The organism is Exiguobacterium sp. TNDT2, assembly GCF_003331145.1.
Lineage (GTDB): Bacteria > Bacillota > Bacilli > Exiguobacteriales > Exiguobacteriaceae > Exiguobacterium.
This window is the reverse complement of sequence record NZ_QLVE01000005.1, coordinates 36155-53282: the sequence shown is the minus strand read 5'-3', so window position 1 is coordinate 53282 and position 17128 is coordinate 36155. Positions and strand designations below refer to the sequence as shown.

The following is a 17128-nucleotide window of genomic DNA, read 5'->3' as shown; positions in this document are numbered from 1 at the left end:
AGAGGTGAACACGAATGGAAACGATACATCAAACCCCGATGATGAAACAATACTTCTCAATCAAGGCCGATTATCCAGACGCCTTTCTCTTCTACCGGCTCGGTGACTTTTACGAGCTGTTCTTTGAAGATGCCCAAATCGTCGCCAAAGAACTCGAGTTGACATTGACCGCGAAAAACGGGAAGAACGCTGAGCACCCGATTCCAATGTGTGGCGTACCACATCACTCTGCCGCTATCTACATTGAACAGCTGATCGAAAAAGGGTTCAACGTGGCCATCTGTGAACAGATGGAAGATCCAAAAGCGACGAAAGGACTCGTCAAACGTGAAGTCATTCAAGTCATCACGCCGGGTACATATATGGCCGCGCTCGGTGAGAAAGAGAACCGGTATTTGCTATCGGTCGTGAACGTAGCAGGCCGCTTTGGGATCGCCCGCGGCGACGTGACGACAGGTGAATCATGGTTGACGACCTTACCGTCGTGCGAGGCCGTCCTACGCGAAGTCGAAGGGTTGGTCCCAAGCGAGATCATCGTTGGTGACGCCGAGTTGGCAGACCGTCTCTCATCACTCGGTATTCCGCTGTCGGTACAGACGGAGCGATTGGCGAGCCCGTTGTCGAGCGGCGCCCGCGACGAGGCGCAAGTAAGTGCGTTTGAACTCCTTTTCGCCTATTTGACGCGGACGCAAAAACGCGCCCTCGATCACCTGCAACCGGCCGTCGCCTATGAAGTCGAGGCCCATATGCAACTCGACGCCAACACGGCCCGGAACTTGGAATTGTTCAGGTCGGCCCGGTCCGGGGAACGGAAAGGGTCGCTGCTCGCCCTGCTTGATGAGACGACGACGGCAATGGGCGGACGACTGTTAAAGCGTTGGCTCGAACAGCCCCTGTATTCGGAACAGGCGATTAGCGACCGGCAAGATGCCGTTGAAAATTTAGTCGATGATTTCATGCTGCGTGACCAGTTGCGTGAACAGCTACGTCACGTCTACGATATCGAACGGCTCGTCGCCAAAGTCGGTTACGGGACGGCCAACGCCCGTGACCTCGTCCAACTCCGGAACACTCTCGAGCGCATCCCGGCGGTACGGGAGTTGCTCGCGAATGTCACGGCAGCGCGACTGCATCACATCGATGCCACGCTCGACACGTTCGACGACTTGACAAGTGTGCTACAAGCAGCGCTCGTCGATACACCACCCATCTCGATTAAAGAAGGCGGCATGATTCGTTCAGGTTATTCGGCCGAACTCGACGAACTGCTCGAGGCGAAAGCGAACGGGAAAACGTGGATTGCTAACCTCGAACAACAAGAGCGGCTCGCGACCGGCATCAAATCATTAAAAATCGGTTATAACCGCGTTTTCGGCTATTACTTGGAAGTAACGAAAGCGAACGCCCGCCTGCTCGAAGAGGGACGTTACGAACGGAAACAGACGCTGACGAACGCCGAGCGCTACGTCACACCCGAGCTAAAAGAGAAAGAAGCGCTCATTCTCGGGGCTGAAGAGAAGAGTTGTACGCTCGAGTATGACTTATTCGTCGCCTTACGTGACCAAGTCAAGCAAGAAACGAAACCACTTCAGCAACTGGCGCGCTCGCTCAGTGAGCTCGACGTCTTGCTCGCGCTCGCCATCGTCGCCGAAAATCGTGACTATGTCCGGCCGACTACGTCGAAGCACGTCCAAATCGATCGTGGCCGCCATCCGGTCATCGAGACGGTGCTAGCACGCGGTGAATACGTCGCCAACGATTTGACGCTCGACGACACGCGGCGCATGCTTTTGATCACGGGACCGAACATGTCCGGTAAATCGACATATATGCGTCAATTCGCCTTGATCGCCATCTTGCATCAAATCGGATCGTTCGTACCGGCCGAAGCGGCTGAGATTCCATTGTTTGATCGAATCTTTACCCGAATCGGTGCGGCCGATGACTTGGTGAGCGGCCAGTCGACATTCATGGTCGAGATGACGGAGACACGCCAAGCGGTGACAGAGGCGACCGAACACAGCCTCATCTTGCTCGATGAGATCGGTCGGGGAACGTCGACGTATGACGGCATGGCACTCGCCCAGGCGATCGTTGAATACATCGCTTCGACAATTGGAGCGAAGACGTTGTTCTCGACCCACTATCACGAGCTGACCGTGCTCGAAAACACGATCCCTGCTCTTGAGAACGTGCACGTCCGCGCCATCGAGCGAGACGGGCGTGTCGTGTTTCTACATGAAGTTCATCCGGGGCGGGCCGATAAGTCGTACGGGATTCATGTCGCTGAGCTCGCCGAATTGCCCCGTGATTTGATTGAGCGGGCGCGGACCATCTTGTCTCAACTTGAGACGGACTCGAAACCGGAACGGGTAGCTGTTGAACATCCGGGAACGGCAGAACCCGTGGCCCAACTATCGCTCTTTGAGGCGGAAGACGAGATTAAACGACAATTGCTCGAACTCGATTTGTTGGCGATGAACCCAATCGAGGCGATGCAAGCGCTCTATGCGCTCCAACAATCCGCGAAGAAGGGGTGATTCGATGGGAATCATACAGGAGTTACCGGAACAACTGGCCAACCGGATCGCGGCTGGCGAAGTCGTCGAGCGGCCGGCCTCGGTCGTGAAAGAGCTCGTCGAGAACGCGATTGACGCCGGCGCCACCAAAGTCGAAGTCGATTTGGAGGAAGCGGGCATCCGCCTCATTAAAGTCCGCGATAACGGGCACGGGTTTTATGAAGAGGACGCCCCGCGCGCCTTTTTACGTCATGCGACGAGTAAAATTCGGGACGAGCACGACTTGTTCCGGATTCGCACGCTCGGCTTCCGTGGGGAGGCCCTCGCCTCGATCGCCTCGGTCAGTCATGTGACCTTGAAGTCACGGCGAACCGAGGAGGACGGATTTGAGATGACGCTCCAAGGCGGCGTCGTTACGGCGCAAACACCGGCCGCGGCGAACGTCGGGACCGAGATTGCGGTCAGTCAATTGTTCTATAATACACCGGCCCGCCTCAAATACTTGAAGACATCGGCGACCGAACTCGCGAGCATCACCGATACGTTGAACCGAATCGCCTTGTCCCATCCGGAAGTTCGCCTCACGGCGTTCCATGAAGACAAGGAACTCCTGCGGACGAGCGGCAACGGCGACATCAAGCAAGTCATGCTCGCCATTTACGGTCGTCAAGTCGCGGCGCAAATCGTCACGGCGTCAAGCAAGACGAACGACTATAGCTTGAGCGCCCATCTCGTCCGCCCGGAAGTGACCCGGTCGAACAAACAGTACGTGACACTCATTTTGAACGGACGGAGCATCAAAAACTTTGCCTTGACCCAAAGTGTGCTCGAAGGCTACCACACGCTACTCCCGATCGGTCGTTATCCAATTGCCGTTCTCGAAGTGAACATGGACCCGATGTTGATTGACGTCAACGTCCATCCGACGAAACGGGAAGTTCGGCTATCGAAAGAGAAAGAGCTGTGCCAGTTGATTCGCGAGACGGTCCAACTGACGCTTCGGGAACAACGGTTGATTCCGTCGGTCAAGCCGAAGGAGCGCCCGGCCCAGCGGACCGAACAAGAGCGACTTGATTTCACGGTCGAGCGAATTCCCGTTACGGATGAGGCGCCGACGTGGAACTATCCGCTTCCACGTGAGCCCGTCACGTCCCCGAGCCGGTGGTCGCCGACGCCGCTCGTCAACGAAGCGCCCGAACCGATTGACTCGATTGTCGAATCGGAAGCGGTCGAGACGAAAGGGGAGCGCTTGCCTCCGCTTGATGTCATCGGTCAACTGCATGCGAGCTATATCGTCTGTGGTGCCGAGGACGGCATGTATGTCATCGACCAACACGCGGCCCAGGAACGAATCAAATATGAGTTGTTTTACGAGCAGCTCGGGAATCCTGACAAAGAGTATCAATTGTTGCTGCTCCCGCTCACGCTCGAGTTCACGCAAGAGGAAACGCTCGCGATTGAGGAAGTCGCTCCGCTCTTGAAAGAAGCGGGTCTCGAATTAGAGCCGTTCGGTGGCAACACGTTCCTCGTCCGTGAAATTCCGACGTGGTACCCGCAACACGATTTAGAAGGGACGGTCCGCGATTTGATTGAAATGGCAATTCGGGACCGCTCTGTCAATCTCGCCAAATATCGAGAAGATGCGTCGATTTTGATGGCGTGCAAACGATCGATTAAAGCGAACCATCCATTGAACCATGAGATGATGCAGCAATTGATTCACGATTTGAATCAGACGACGTCTCCGTATACGTGTCCCCACGGACGTCCGATTTTAGTGAAATGGAGCACGTACGAACTCGAAAAGTTATTTAAACGTGTCATGTGACACGGTTGTAATCTTATTTTAACCGCCTGTAACGTTTATTGAGTTGTACCTATGGGAACAATATACACATGTCACTTAACGCATCGAGGTTGAGAGGTGGCTTTTTCACTGCCTCACCCTCAAGATGTAGACATGATCGATAAACCAGTAGGGGGAAAAGATTATGGCAGACACGCTTAAAGTAACGAAACGAGAATTACGACCACGTTCGGTCCGCGCTAACTTGCGAAAAGAAGGAAAAGTGTTAGGTGTTGTCTACGGCTATCAAGTTGAAAGCACACCGGTCGCATTCGAGGAGATGGCACTTCGTAAAATTCTACGTGAACACGGTGATAACGCTTTAATCGAACTCAATATCGATGGGAAAAAAGTGAACACGCTCGTTCACGGGACAGAAGTGGACCCATTCACGAACGAGTACAAGCACGTCGAATTTATGGCAGTGAAGATGGACGAAGCGACAGAAGTCGAAGCGGACGTCACACTCGTCGGCGATGCAAAAGGTGTTAAAGAAGGCGGCTTCTTGGCACAAACGCTTTATAAAGTTACGGTATCCGCAACACCGGCCAACATCCCAGAACGCATCGAACTCGATGTATCTGAGCTCGGTATCGGTGACTCGGTCACGGTAGCCGATATTCCTGAACATACAGACTATGATATCGTCTCAGATGGCGAGCTCCAAGTCGCATCTGTGAACGAGCCGGTCTCTCTTGAAGAGCTCGAGGCAGACACAGACACGACGACAGAAAGTGAAGCCGAATCAACTGAAGAAGAGTCGGCTGAGGCATCTTCTGAAGAGTCTGACGAGAAGTCTGAAGACAAAGAATAAGCATGATCGAACGACCCTTTGCAAAGGGTCGTTTTTTTCGTCACAAATCCGACAAATGTAAACGATTACGATGTGAAAAGTATGTCAACATGGCCAAAGGTCGATTGCAATTTATTGGATTCGGGCTTATATTGTTAATGATTTCACATATTTGTTCTTATTTAAAATGGGTTTATTCAAACAGAAAGAAGGGTTTGTGACATGGCATCAATGGAAATCCATGCACTCGAATCGTTGCGGAAGAAAGCGCAGGCGTCTTCCCAAATGATTCATTATCGGCCAATGGAGTACTTTTTACGAGCAATGCTCGCGGGGATTTTTATCGGATTCGCTTCAATTTTTACTTTAAAAGTCGTAAACGGAATGTATTTAATCGATTCCCCGTTCACGACACTCATCGGCGGATTCTCATTCGGAATTGCGCTCGTTATGATTATTTATGGCGGAGCCGAACTGTTCACTGGAAATACGATGTACTTCACGACTTCGACGATGCGAGGGTACACGACGCTCAGCGACACGATGCTCGTCTGGTTGCTTTGTTTCGTCGGGAATGCGCTCGGCGGCGTTTTGTTCGCTTTGTTGCTCGCACCGACCGGCGTCATCCAAGAACTCGGGATGGACAATTGGTTGTTTGCTGTCGTCGAGAGTAAGATGCATCACACGACGGTTGAGATTTTCTTCCGCGCCATCTTCTGTAACTGGATGGTTTGTCTTGCCATCTTCTTGCCGAAGCAAATGAAAAACGAGTTCGCTCAAATCTTTTCAATGATTTTCCTCGTCGCTGTTTTCTTTGCGTCAGGGTTTGATCACGTCATAGCCAACTTCGTCTTGTTTGCGCTCACGCTCGTTGTCCCACATCCTGAGGCAATCAGCTTTGCCGGTGCGATCCACAACTTGATTCCGGCAACGTTCGGTAACATTATCGGTGGTGCTTTGTTCATGGGTGCGATTTATACATGGTTAAATGCGAAAGGCTTGCGGGAAGCCCAAGAGTCAGAAGAAAAAGAAGAAATTGAGTTGAAAATCGTGAAGCCGGCCGAAAAAGTATGAGCTGGTCCGCATGAAGAAACGGTCGAGTCCAGATGAGGGCTCGACTGTTTTTGCGTTTATATCACAATCAACGCTCACAATTTAGACTTCACATCTTATTGATTAAACGTGACATAATCTATATATGGGTTTTTATCAAACGATTATCTTGATAAAAATCAATATATAGTGAGGTGATATGAAGTGAATATGTTCCAGCTTTATGAAGATGTCTGTGTTCTCCCAGACCAAGATCTCATCCAAGAGAACGCCAACGTCGACGGGAAATCACCACTCGGAAAACTAGCACGATTATCCTCAGAAGTATCAAAACAGTTGTCGACGACATATCTATTATCAGAACGTTCACGACAAGCCGTCGCGGACAACTTTTTGTATATCCATGACGCCGATTACTACGTGACAGGCTCGACGACGTGTTGTCAAATCCCGCTCGGCCACTTGCTGACGAACGGATTTCACACCGGACACGGGACGATTCGGCCACCCCAAGATATCCGCTCGGCGATGGCTCTCGCATCGATTATTCTTCAAGCGAACCAGAATATGCAACACGGGGGTCAAGCGTTCCCGATGTTTGATGTCGACCTCGCGCCATACGTTGAAAAGACGTACGAACGTCAAATCGAGCGGCTCAAAAAGCTGCCGGTTGAATGGACGTCCGAGCAACTCCTAGAAGTCGCCGAAGCTGAGACGGTTTCAGCGACATATCAAGCATGTGAGGCGTTCATCCATAACGCCAATTCGATGCATTCACGGGGTGGTGGACAAGTACCGTTCGTCTCCATCAACTACGGGACCGACACGAGTCGTTGGGGCAGGGTATTCATTCGAGAGTTGTTACATGCGACCGAGCGGGGGCTCGGCAACGGGGAGACACCGATTTTTCCAATTCAAATCTTCAAAGTGAAAGAAGGGGTCAACTTCCATGAGGATGATCCGAACGTCGACTTGTTCCGACTCGCTTGTCGCGTGACGGGCAAACGGCTATTCCCGAACTTCTCGTTCGTCGATGCCCCGTTCAACTTGCAATACTACGACGGGACGCACGCCTCGGAAGTTGCTTACATGGGTTGTCGGACACGGGTGATGGGGAATCGGCATGGAGCTGAGACGTCGATTGGACGCGGCAACTTATCCTTTTCGACGTTGAACTTGGTCAAGATGGCGCTCGTCTCCTCGGACATTCATACTTTTTATGAGACGCTCGACACTTACGTCGATGTCGCCATCGATCAATTACTCGAACGATTTGACTATCAAGCGAAGCGACACGCCGACGAATTTCGGTTTCTCTATGCCCAACACGTCTGGCGGGGCGGAGAGACGCTCGGTCCAGAGGATGATCTTCGCGAGGTACTGAAGCAAGGGACGCTCTCGGTCGGATTTATCGGTCTCGCTGAAGCGCTTCGTGTACTCACAGGTGGCACGCATGCCGAGTCGAGAGAGGCGGAACGGCTCGGGCTCGACATCGTCACGCATTTACGTGATCGGATGAGACAGGCGGCGGAGCGGCACGACTTGAACTTCTCGCTGTTGGCCACCCCGGCCGAAGGATTATCTGGGAAGTTCGTCTTAAAGGATCAGCAGGCGTTCGGGATAATCGAAGGTGTGACCGACCGCGCTTTTTACACGAACTCGTTTCATGTGCCGGTATATCAGTCGGTGTCGATTCGGGACAAAGTCCGCTTGGAAGCGCCATACCATGCGCTCTGTGACGCGGGACATATCACGTATGTCGAAGTCGACGGATCGCTCGCCCATAATGCGGAGGCGGTCGAAGCGATCGTCCGGCTCATGCGCGCCGAGGACGTCGGTTACGGGTCGATCAACCATCCGGTCGACCGTTGCGGCAACTGCGGTCTCGAAGGCATCATCGACGAAGCGTGCCCGACGTGTGGTGAGCGCGAGCAGATTGAACGGATTCGTCGCATCACCGGCTATTTGGTAGGCACGATGGACCGATGGAACTCGGCGAAGCGAGAAGAAGAACGAGCGAGGGTGAAGCATCATGCGCGTCCTATCCGTAATTGACGAATCGGTCGTCGACGGTCCAGGTGTTCGGTCGGTTATCTTTATGGCAGGCTGCCCTCATCGATGCCCTGGATGTCACAATCCGGAATCGTGGAATCCACGCGGCGGAGAAGAAGTGGCAATCGAGGACTTGCTCACCCGTGTCGAACGATCCGGATGGGATGGTGTCACCATCTCGGGCGGAGAGCCGTTCCTGCAACCGGAAGCATTGGCCAGGCTCGTCGACGGGTGCAAGGCGCTCCAGAAAAACGTATGGGTGTATACAGGCTATACATTCGAACAGTTACAAGATATGGACGATGAGTACGTCACAAGTGTGCTCGATCGTGCCGATGTCCTTGTCGATGGTCGTTTCGAACAGTCGCTCATGGACCGGTCGCTCCGATTTCGGGGGTCGAGCAATCAGCGAATTATTTTCTTGAACAAAGCGTAATCGGGACCGTCGCGTCCCGATTTTTTGTATACTAGCAAAAAAGGGGGAATTTTGATGAAATGGTGTAGTTTTCAAGTTGACGGAGAGCAAAGGGTCGGTGTCGTGGCAGGAGTGTTCGTCTATGACGTCAGTGATCAATTACATACGACTTCGCTGTTAGAAGTTATCGCGCGTGAGTTTGAACCGGATGTCGATTTGGACGTCGCGCCTCGGTCCGCATTGAACGACGTCACGCTCGTCGCGCCATACCGACCACTCAAAAACGTGATCTGTATCGGCAAGAACTATGAAGAGCACGTGAAAGAGATGGATACGGCGGGGGCCGGTAAGCTCGTCATCTTCACGAAAGCGCCGACCTCGGTCGTCGGGCCTGAGGCTGTCGTCGAACGTCACCCCGAATTGACCGACCAGCTCGACTATGAAGGCGAACTCGCCGTCATCATCGGGAAATCAGGACGAGACATCGACGACGTCGATGCCCATATCTTCGGTTACACGATTTTAAACGATATCACGGCCCGGGACGTGCAAAAACAACACGTCCAGTTTTTCCGTGGTAAATCGTTCGATACGTTCTGTCCGATGGGACCGTATATCGTCACACCGGATGAACTCTCGTTCCCACTCACGATTCAAACGGTCGTCAATGGCGAGACACGTCAAAATGGGTCGACGGCGGATATGATTCGCCCGATCGAAGAGTTAATTCGGACGTTGTCAAAAGGCATGACACTTGAAGCAGGAGACATCATCGCGACCGGGACACCGGCCGGGGTCGGCCACGGCATGAAGCCGCCCGTCTATCTCCAATCAGGAGACACGGTCGAAGTGAGCATCACGGGACTCGGGACGCTCCGTAACGTGATCGTCTGACCCAATTGACGCAAATTGTGAAGAATCTTGTAATCGATGCTTCATTTCCGCAAAACGATGACTATGCCTCTTATACTAAGGGTAGAACAAAGAGGAAACATCATATAGGAGATGATTACACATGGAACGCAATGATCGTCCAACAGAATCAAATAAACAAAATCACCGTGAGGATTGGCTCGATACCGAGCTCGGCTCGTCAGAACAACGACAAGAACCGTCGCGCGCAGAGCAACCGGCCCGACCATCGTTCGTCGGCCGGATGTTCCCTGGGTTTGTCGGCGGTGTGATTGGTGCCGTCTTGACTGGCGCCATCGCTTTTCCGTTCATCGATCAAGTGCCGACAAATGTGTCTGATACGAACGTGACGTCGGAAGGGTCGCCGGTCCAGACGACGTCTACGACAACGGACAGTTCGGTCACCGATGCGGTCGCGACCGCACAGCCTGCGGTCGTGACGGTGAACAATTTCGCGTCAAACGGTTTTTCAAATGAAGCCGTCGAAGCCGGGGTCGGTTCGGGTGTCATCTATAAGAAAGACGGCGACTCGGCCTACATCGTCACGAACCATCACGTCGTCAACGGTGCTGACCGTTTGACCGTGACATTCAATGACGGATCGACAGCGGACGCCAAGTTGATGGGTAGCGATGCCACATACGACTTGGCCGTGCTCGAAGTGGATGCGGACAAAGTCTCGTCCGTCATCTCAATCGGGAAGTCGAGCGAGTTGAAACCGGGGCAAACTGTCATCGCGATCGGGAACCCGCTCGGCCAGTTTGAGAACTCGGTCACACGCGGCGTCGTCTCATCGACGTCACGTCTCGTGCCGGTCGATACGGATGAGAACGGACAAGCCGATTTCAACGCCGAAGTCATCCAAACGGACGCGGCCATCAACCCTGGTAACTCGGGTGGTGCGTTGATTAACGAAGCGGGCCAATTGATTGGGATCAACTCGATGAAAATCGCGACCGAATCGGTCGAAGGGGTCGGCTTCTCGATCCCGGTCGACATCGCCTTGCCGCTCATCAATCAAATCGAACAGACAGGCGAAGTGAACCACCCGTCACTCGGTGTCTCGCTTCGTGACGTATCTGAATTCCCACCCGGGTACTTGACCGAGCAAATCAACTTGCCGGAGTCAGTAACAGCAGGCACACTGATCGTCGAAGTACAGGCGAATAGTTCGGCCGCACGGGCAGGACTTGAGGCACGCGACGTCATCGTGAAAATCAATGATCGGGCTGTCTCGTCATTCATCGACTTGCGAAGTGAATTGATTCGGGATACCGACGGGACGGTCACGATTGAATACGTTCGTGACGGAAAGACCGAGACGGTCGATGTCGAGATTCAAAACACAAACGGAAACGCACTGTAAAGATGGGCACGCAGCCCATCTTTTTTGTTATGCTTAGAAAAAAGGAGGGGTTCAATTGATTCGTAAACTATATGGGATGTTATTTCTCGGCGCAGGTATCATGCACTTCGTTCAAGAACGGGCGTTCATATCGATCATTCCGAAGTCATGGCCATTTAAACGGTTCATGGTGCAGGCAAGTGGGGTCATCGAGGTCGTCTACGGGGTGTTGTTGCTCATGAACAAAGGGACACGCTTCGTAAAAGGGACGTTACCCGCATTTTTAATCGCGGTGTTCCCGGCCAATATCAACATGGCGCTCAAACCGTCAAAACTCGGCAAGATGCCGCTCCCGAAATGGGTCACGTGGGGTCGATTGCCGCTGCAATGGGTCTTGATTAAAGGGGTCAAAAAAATATAAGTACATATGGGGGATTGCTTATGACGACGAACGTATTGAACTGGTTTGAGCATTTTCATGCCCATCCGGAAGTGAGCTGGAAAGAGGTTGAGACGACGAGGACGATTGCCGACATCTTGACGTCATGGCAAGTCCGTCACGAGACGTTTGCGGACGTGACCGGCGTCATCGCCGAGATTGGCGAAGGAGACGATGTCATCGCTGTCCGGGCCGATATCGACGCCTTATGGCAACAAGTCGACGGGACGTTCCAAGCGAACCATTCGTGCGGCCATGATGCCAATATCAGCATGGTGCTCGGCGCACTTGATGAGTTGCGACACGAACACTTGCCGAAACGAGTCCGGTTTATTTTCCAACCGGCCGAAGAACAAGGCAACGGGTCGCTCGCGATGATTCGACACGGGGCATTAAAGGATGTCAGTCAGCTGTACGGCATCCATTTGCGACCGCTCGAGGAATTGCAGCGCGGACAATATGCGGCTGCAATTCAGCACGGTGCCGCAGTCTTTCTAAGAGGAAGCGTTATCGGCGACGATGCCCATGGCGCGCGTCCGCATCAAGGTCAAAACGCGTTAGATGTCATCTTTACGATTCAACAGATGCTCAAAAGCATCTACGTGTCGCCGTTCGAGCCCCATTCGATCAAGTTGACGGGCGTCCAGGCCGGTAGCGATAATTTGAATATCATCCCAGGGAACGCGACGTTCTCACTCGACGTCCGGGCTCAACAGAACAAGGAGTTGCTTGCGTTACGTGACCGCGTCGAGACGCTGTTGCAGCAAATCGCCGTCCTTCATGATGTCACCATCCACTGGGACTGGCAAGACTTCACACCGGGTGCGGAAATCGGCGAACGCTCGAGCCGACATGCGGCTGAAGCGATTAGTCAGCGGTTCGGTGATGATGCGCTCGTCGATCGCATCATCACGTCAGGTAGCGACGATTTTCATTTTTATACGGTCGAGCAACCGGGACTCGATGCGACGATGATTGGAATCGGGGCCAACTTGACGCCAGGGCTTCATCATCCTCACATGACGTTCGAGCGTGACGTATTACCGGAAGCGTCCGCCTTACTCGCCGATACGTTGCGACGGGCCGCACACGCTACATGATTGACGAAATGAACGAGGCGACTTCGCTTCCGTTCATTTTTTTATTGCCTTCCTCGAATGTAAGCGTTATCATCATCTTATTAGCGACAATATAACGACAATTCAGAATCTTTCGCTATCGGGGAGGAAGACACATGGAACAACAGGGGAACAAGGTAGACATGAAGCTTCGCTGGGCGGTGTTGCCGCTACTTGTCATGATCGGGGTCATGCTCGTAGCCATCGTCCGACTAGAACAAGGACCGCACATTCCGCTCATCGTCGGGACGGCGGTCGCGTCGCTCGTCGCCTGGCGACACGGATACAAGTGGAAAGAGATCGAAGAGATGATGTACAAAGGGATTCGGCTCGCACTACCGGCTGTCGTCATCATCATTTTGGTCGGTTTGACGATTGGTGCCTGGATCGGGGGAGGCGTTGTCGCGACGATGATTTACTACGGATTGACGATTATTTCACCGGCCTATTTCTTGGTGACGATTTGTATCATCTGCTCGGTCGTCGCGCTCTCGATCGGCAGCTCATGGTCGACGATGGGAACGATCGGTGTCGCCGGGATGGGTATCGGGCTGAGTATGGGGATACCAGCACCGATGGTCGCCGGTGCGGTCATCTCAGGGGCATATTTCGGGGATAAGATGTCGCCATTGTCAGATACGACGAACCTCGCGGCCGGTTTGACGCATACGAACTTGTTCGTACATATTCGGCATATGCTCTACACCACGATTCCAGGGCTCGTCATCGCGCTCGGCGCCTATTGGTGGCTTGGCAGACGGTTCAGTGAGACGACGACGGACTCTTCAGAAATCGTCCAAACACTCGGTATTTTACAGGACAGCTTCGTCATCTCGCCGTGGCTCCTATTGATTCCACTTGCTGTCATCGTCCTCGTCGCGAGGAAAGTACCGGCCATTCCGGCACTCGTCGTCGGGATCGCGCTCGGCTTTCTCGCCCAAATCATCGTCCAAGGCGGAACGCTTGCCGACAGTGTCGTGGCGCTACAGAGCGGGTATGTGATTGACACCGGTAATGAACTCGTCGACAACTTGTTCAGTCGGGGCGGTCTCGACGCAATGATGTACACCGTTTCGATGACGATCGTCGCGATGACGTTCGGAGGGATTTTAGAATATTCGGGGATGCTGCAATCGATCATGAATCAAATCGTCAAACTGGCGAAGACGGCCGGTTCGATGATTGCGTCGACGATTCTCGCCGGGGTAGCAACGAACGCCACGTGTTCCGAACAATACATCTCGATCGTCGTTCCATCTCGTATGTTTGCCGGTGCTTATGAGAAAATGGGGCTTCACTCGAAAAACTTATCCCGGGCACTCGAGGACGGCGGGACACTGACGTCGGTCTTCATCCCATGGAACACGTGCGGTGTGTTCATTCTCGGGACGCTCGGCGTCGGGGCATTCGAATATGCGCCATACGCAATCTTGAACTTCATCGTTCCGGTCATCTCGATCATCTATGCGTTCACAGGCTTCACGATTACACGGATTGCTGTGCAGAGTGTGGAACTGCCACTCGAAAAACAAGCAGCACAATGAAAAATTTCCCGGCCTATTCAGGTCGGGAAATTGAATTTATAGACGGCACGCGGTCGTCCTTGGCTGTAACTCATCTCCTCACCAATCACTTCGATCAGTTGCGCGTCATGTAATTTTTTAATGAGTCGCTCCGTCGTCCGTCGCGTCACGTCAAGATATTCGGTCAACTCTTTTGCCGTGAATTCGAGATGGTGCTTCGAGAACTGCATAATTTTACCGATATTGACCGGACTGATCCCGGCTTGCTTGATGACGTCAAAGACCGCTACTTCGGTCACTCGATATGGGATGCGGTCCTCACGATTCGGGAAGGACAAGCGTTTTGAATCGTCGACGATTCGAATGCGTTCCTTGCTCGCGGCCGATAGTGCGATCTCAGCATGTTCGTATGCTTGTTGATACTGCGTGCCATAGCCGATTCCGATTCGATAATCACCTGTTGGGCTGAGCGTACTTGTATCGAGGGCGTTGTTCGTCTCGCCTCGTGTCGTAAGTAGCGTGATACGACCATCGTCGGTCGATTCGATATGTCCGCCAAGGTAGCGGACCACTTTCAAATGTTCGAATAATGCCTTGTCAACGGTCTCGAAATGAATGATGGCGAACTGGGCGTCGTCCGCGAACTGGCGTCGAATTCGCTGAATCAACATATCTAGATGGCGCTCGACCGTGGTCCGCGGCTCAATCATCAATAGACTATTATAACCATCACGGACGAGTTGACGATAAACTTGTTCGATGCTCGTCACGGCCAGTTTCGCCTGCTTGTCCCGATGCTCCGTGTGAAAAGCAATCACGTCTTTGAAAGCGATACTCGGTTCGATTTTCATAACAGCAGGAGTCGAGGCACGGTTCGGGAACGAGTCGAGGATTGACGTCAGCCGTTCTGGCTCGACCAAATCGATGGTCAGTTGATCAAGATGGACTGAGTGGGTGAGCGTCGCATAGAGAAGCGTCGTCAATAGGACAGTCTCGTCTTGGACGACGTGATGGGTCGCCACGTTTTGAAGGTAGGGGGCCGCATAAGTGAACGGGAACGACCCAGAAAAAAAGACACCATTGAACGAGCCGAGCGTTTGGGCGATAACGGCTGCTTCATGGGGATGCTCATAAGGGTGATACGCGAACCGAACATCCTCTGGGGCACCGAGGGTACGGATGGTCGCCACGAACTCGTGCGACCCGACGATGGCAATATGAATAGACATCGAAACTCCTCCTTGCAATTTAACGACTATTTAACGACAATATAGCTAACGATATGTGAAAAGTAAAGGGGAATGGATATGAGAATAAAGAAAATCGAGTTGTTTGCGATACATCTGCCACTGAAAGTACCGTTCGTCGTCAGTTATCACCGCTACGACGACATGCCGTCGGTGATCGTGAAACTGACGACTGAATGCGGATATGTCGGTTACGGTGAGGCCGTCGCTGATGAGCATGTTACGGGTGAGTCGCTCGACAGTACGATTAGCGTCATCCGACATGTGCTAGGACCTCTTTTGATCGGACAAAACCCGATGCAGATGGAACGAATCCATGACGTGATGGACCGAGCCATCCGGGACGTGCCGGCGGCGAAGGCGGCGCTTGATATTGCCTGCCACGACGTTGTTGGGAAAAAACTTGGCTTGCCTGTGTATGAGTTGCTTGGCGGCCGTTATCACGATGCCTTCCCAGTCACGCACGTTCTCAGTATCGGCGAACCCGAGGCGATGGCGGCCGAGGCGCTCGAACAAATCGAGCAAGGGTACACAGCCGTCAAGATGAAAGTCGGCGTCGATGTCGCGTCTGACGTACGCCGTGTCGAGGCGGTCCGTCGAGCCGTCGGGTCGGACGTGCCGATTCGGATCGACGTTAATCAAGGCTGGGTCAATGCTGCCAAGACGCTTCAAGCGATGAAGCAGCTCGAGACATTCCATATTGATTGGGTCGAACAGCCGGTCAAAGCTGACGATTTTGAAGGCATGGTCGAAGTGAAAGGAAAGATCTCAGTCCCGCTCATGATTGACGAAGGCGTGCGCGGCGTGACGGAGATGCGTCGATTGACGATGATGCAGGCCGCCCACAAAGTGAACATTAAGCTGATGAAGTGCGGCGGCATCTATCCAGCGAAAAAACTTGTCCATATGGCCGAGATGTCAGGCATCGAGTGCCAAATCGGGTCGATGGTCGAGTCGTCGGTCGCCTCGAGTGCAGGTTTCCACGTCGCGTTCTCGAGCAAAATCGTCCAATCGGTCGAATTGACCGGGCCGCTCCGTTTCGCAGAAGACATCGGCAATTTGACGTACGACCTTCCGTTCATTCGATTATCTGAACGACCAGGACTTGGCGTCGACGTCGATGAATCTGTCCTATCACGTCTGACGACCGCGACGTACGTCGTCGGAGGGGCCGATCATGTGGCGCGGTGATTGTAACGGCCTCGATATCGAGGTCACCTATTTAACGATGACCGAGCTCGAACAAATCGAGGCGGTGCAACAAGCCGTCATGGACACATTAACGGAAGGGAGTCAGTACCAGTCCCTGTCGACGGAAGAGTTCGTGAAGTTGTTGACGGATCGGACGCTCATCGGTGCGTATCACAAGGGAACGTTGATCGCGTTCCGTGCGCTCCTCATCCCGCCGCTCGATGACGAGCATCTCGGCTATGATATCGGTTATCCGCCAGAGGGGCTGGAGCGTATCATTTATCAAGAAGTGACGAACGTCCATCCGGACTACCGCGGCTACGGCCTGCAACAGCATCTCGGGAAGCTCCTCATGAAAGAGCTTGAACAGGACAGTCGGTTCGACCTCGTCTGTGCGACCGTGGCACCATTCAACATCCCGAGTTTGAAAGACAAGTTTGCCCTCGGGCTTCGCATCGGTGCCCTTAAACCGAAGTATGGCGGGAAGTTGCGCTACATCTTTATGAAGGAACTGCACAGCGACTGGCGACCGGCCGGAGAAGCGACATGGCTCGAGATGGGCGAGACGGAGCAACAGGTCGCCTTGTTGAAGGCGGATTGGTACGGAACGTCCATGATGCGCGACGGGGAGAGCTGGCTCGTTAAATATGAACGATGAAAAACGGCCTGATCGCC

General features: G+C 53.2%; 14 protein-coding genes. 13 read left to right on the top strand and 1 reads right to left on the bottom strand.

Features of this window, described 5'->3' with window-relative positions:
• Positions 1–14 precede the first annotated feature (14 nt).
• The 11 genes from mutS (at position 15) to nhaC (ending at position 14036) form a co-directional block, all read left to right on the top strand.
• On the top strand, positions 15–2540 hold the full coding sequence (gene mutS, locus DPV68_RS04770; protein ID WP_114165668.1) for a DNA mismatch repair protein MutS: 2526 nt from the start codon (positions 15–17) through the stop codon (positions 2538–2540).
• Positions 2541–2544: 4 nt separating this feature from the next.
• Positions 2545–4347 carry a DNA mismatch repair endonuclease MutL gene (mutL, locus tag DPV68_RS04765; RefSeq protein ID WP_114165667.1) on the top strand — a complete coding sequence of 601 codons (1803 nt, stop codon included), beginning with the start codon at positions 2545–2547 and terminating at the stop codon, positions 4345–4347.
• A 163-nt stretch (positions 4348–4510) separates the two neighbouring features.
• Positions 4511–5179, top strand: coding sequence for a 50S ribosomal protein L25/general stress protein Ctc (locus DPV68_RS04760; protein WP_114165666.1), 669 nt, complete (start codon positions 4511–4513; stop codon positions 5177–5179).
• A gap of 210 nt (positions 5180–5389) precedes the next feature.
• Positions 5390–6232, top strand: coding sequence for a formate/nitrite transporter family protein (locus tag DPV68_RS04755; protein WP_114165721.1), 843 nt, complete (start codon positions 5390–5392; stop codon positions 6230–6232).
• Between the two features lie 189 nt (positions 6233–6421).
• Positions 6422–8266: an anaerobic ribonucleoside triphosphate reductase gene (locus DPV68_RS04750; protein ID WP_114165665.1), complete on the top strand. Its 1845-nt coding sequence runs from the start codon at positions 6422–6424 to the stop codon at positions 8264–8266.
• A complete protein-coding gene (nrdG, locus tag DPV68_RS04745; RefSeq protein WP_114165664.1) occupies positions 8244–8699 on the top strand; it encodes an anaerobic ribonucleoside-triphosphate reductase activating protein in 456 nt (151 codons plus the stop codon). Before DPV68_RS04750 ends, nrdG begins: the two co-directional genes overlap by 23 nt.
• A 54-nt stretch (positions 8700–8753) precedes the next feature.
• Positions 8754–9572, top strand: a complete 819-nt coding sequence (locus tag DPV68_RS04740) for a fumarylacetoacetate hydrolase family protein (protein ID WP_114165663.1) — start codon at positions 8754–8756, stop codon at positions 9570–9572.
• 121 nt (positions 9573–9693) lie between these two features.
• Positions 9694–10956 (top strand): S1C family serine protease, encoded by a 1263-nt coding sequence (locus DPV68_RS04735; RefSeq protein ID WP_114165662.1) that lies wholly within the window; start codon positions 9694–9696, stop codon positions 10954–10956.
• 55 nt (positions 10957–11011) lie between these two features.
• On the top strand, positions 11012–11356 hold the full coding sequence (locus DPV68_RS04730; protein ID WP_198662240.1) for a DoxX family protein: 345 nt from the start codon (positions 11012–11014) through the stop codon (positions 11354–11356).
• 20 nt (positions 11357–11376) lie between these two features.
• Positions 11377–12474, top strand: a complete 1098-nt coding sequence (locus DPV68_RS04725; RefSeq protein ID WP_114165661.1) for an amidohydrolase — start codon at positions 11377–11379, stop codon at positions 12472–12474.
• Positions 12475–12635: 161 nt separating this feature from the next.
• Positions 12636–14036: a Na+/H+ antiporter NhaC gene (nhaC, locus tag DPV68_RS04720; RefSeq protein ID WP_198662243.1), complete on the top strand. Its 1401-nt coding sequence runs from the start codon at positions 12636–12638 to the stop codon at positions 14034–14036.
• Between the two features lie 17 nt (positions 14037–14053).
• Here the strand turns inward: nhaC and DPV68_RS04715 are convergent, their stop codons facing one another.
• Positions 14054–15244, bottom strand: a complete 1191-nt coding sequence (locus DPV68_RS04715; RefSeq protein ID WP_114165659.1) for an HTH domain-containing protein — start codon at positions 15242–15244, stop codon at positions 14054–14056.
• A 78-nt stretch (positions 15245–15322) separates the two neighbouring features.
• Here DPV68_RS04715 and DPV68_RS04710 point away from each other — a divergent pair, with 78 nt between their 5' ends.
• Positions 15323–16453 (top strand): mandelate racemase/muconate lactonizing enzyme family protein, encoded by a 1131-nt coding sequence (locus DPV68_RS04710; protein ID WP_114165658.1) that lies wholly within the window; start codon positions 15323–15325, stop codon positions 16451–16453.
• Positions 16440–17111, top strand: coding sequence for a hypothetical protein (locus DPV68_RS04705; protein ID WP_114165657.1), 672 nt, complete (start codon positions 16440–16442; stop codon positions 17109–17111). The genes DPV68_RS04710 and DPV68_RS04705 overlap by 14 nt, the downstream gene beginning before the upstream one ends.
• Positions 17112–17128 lie beyond the last annotated feature (17 nt).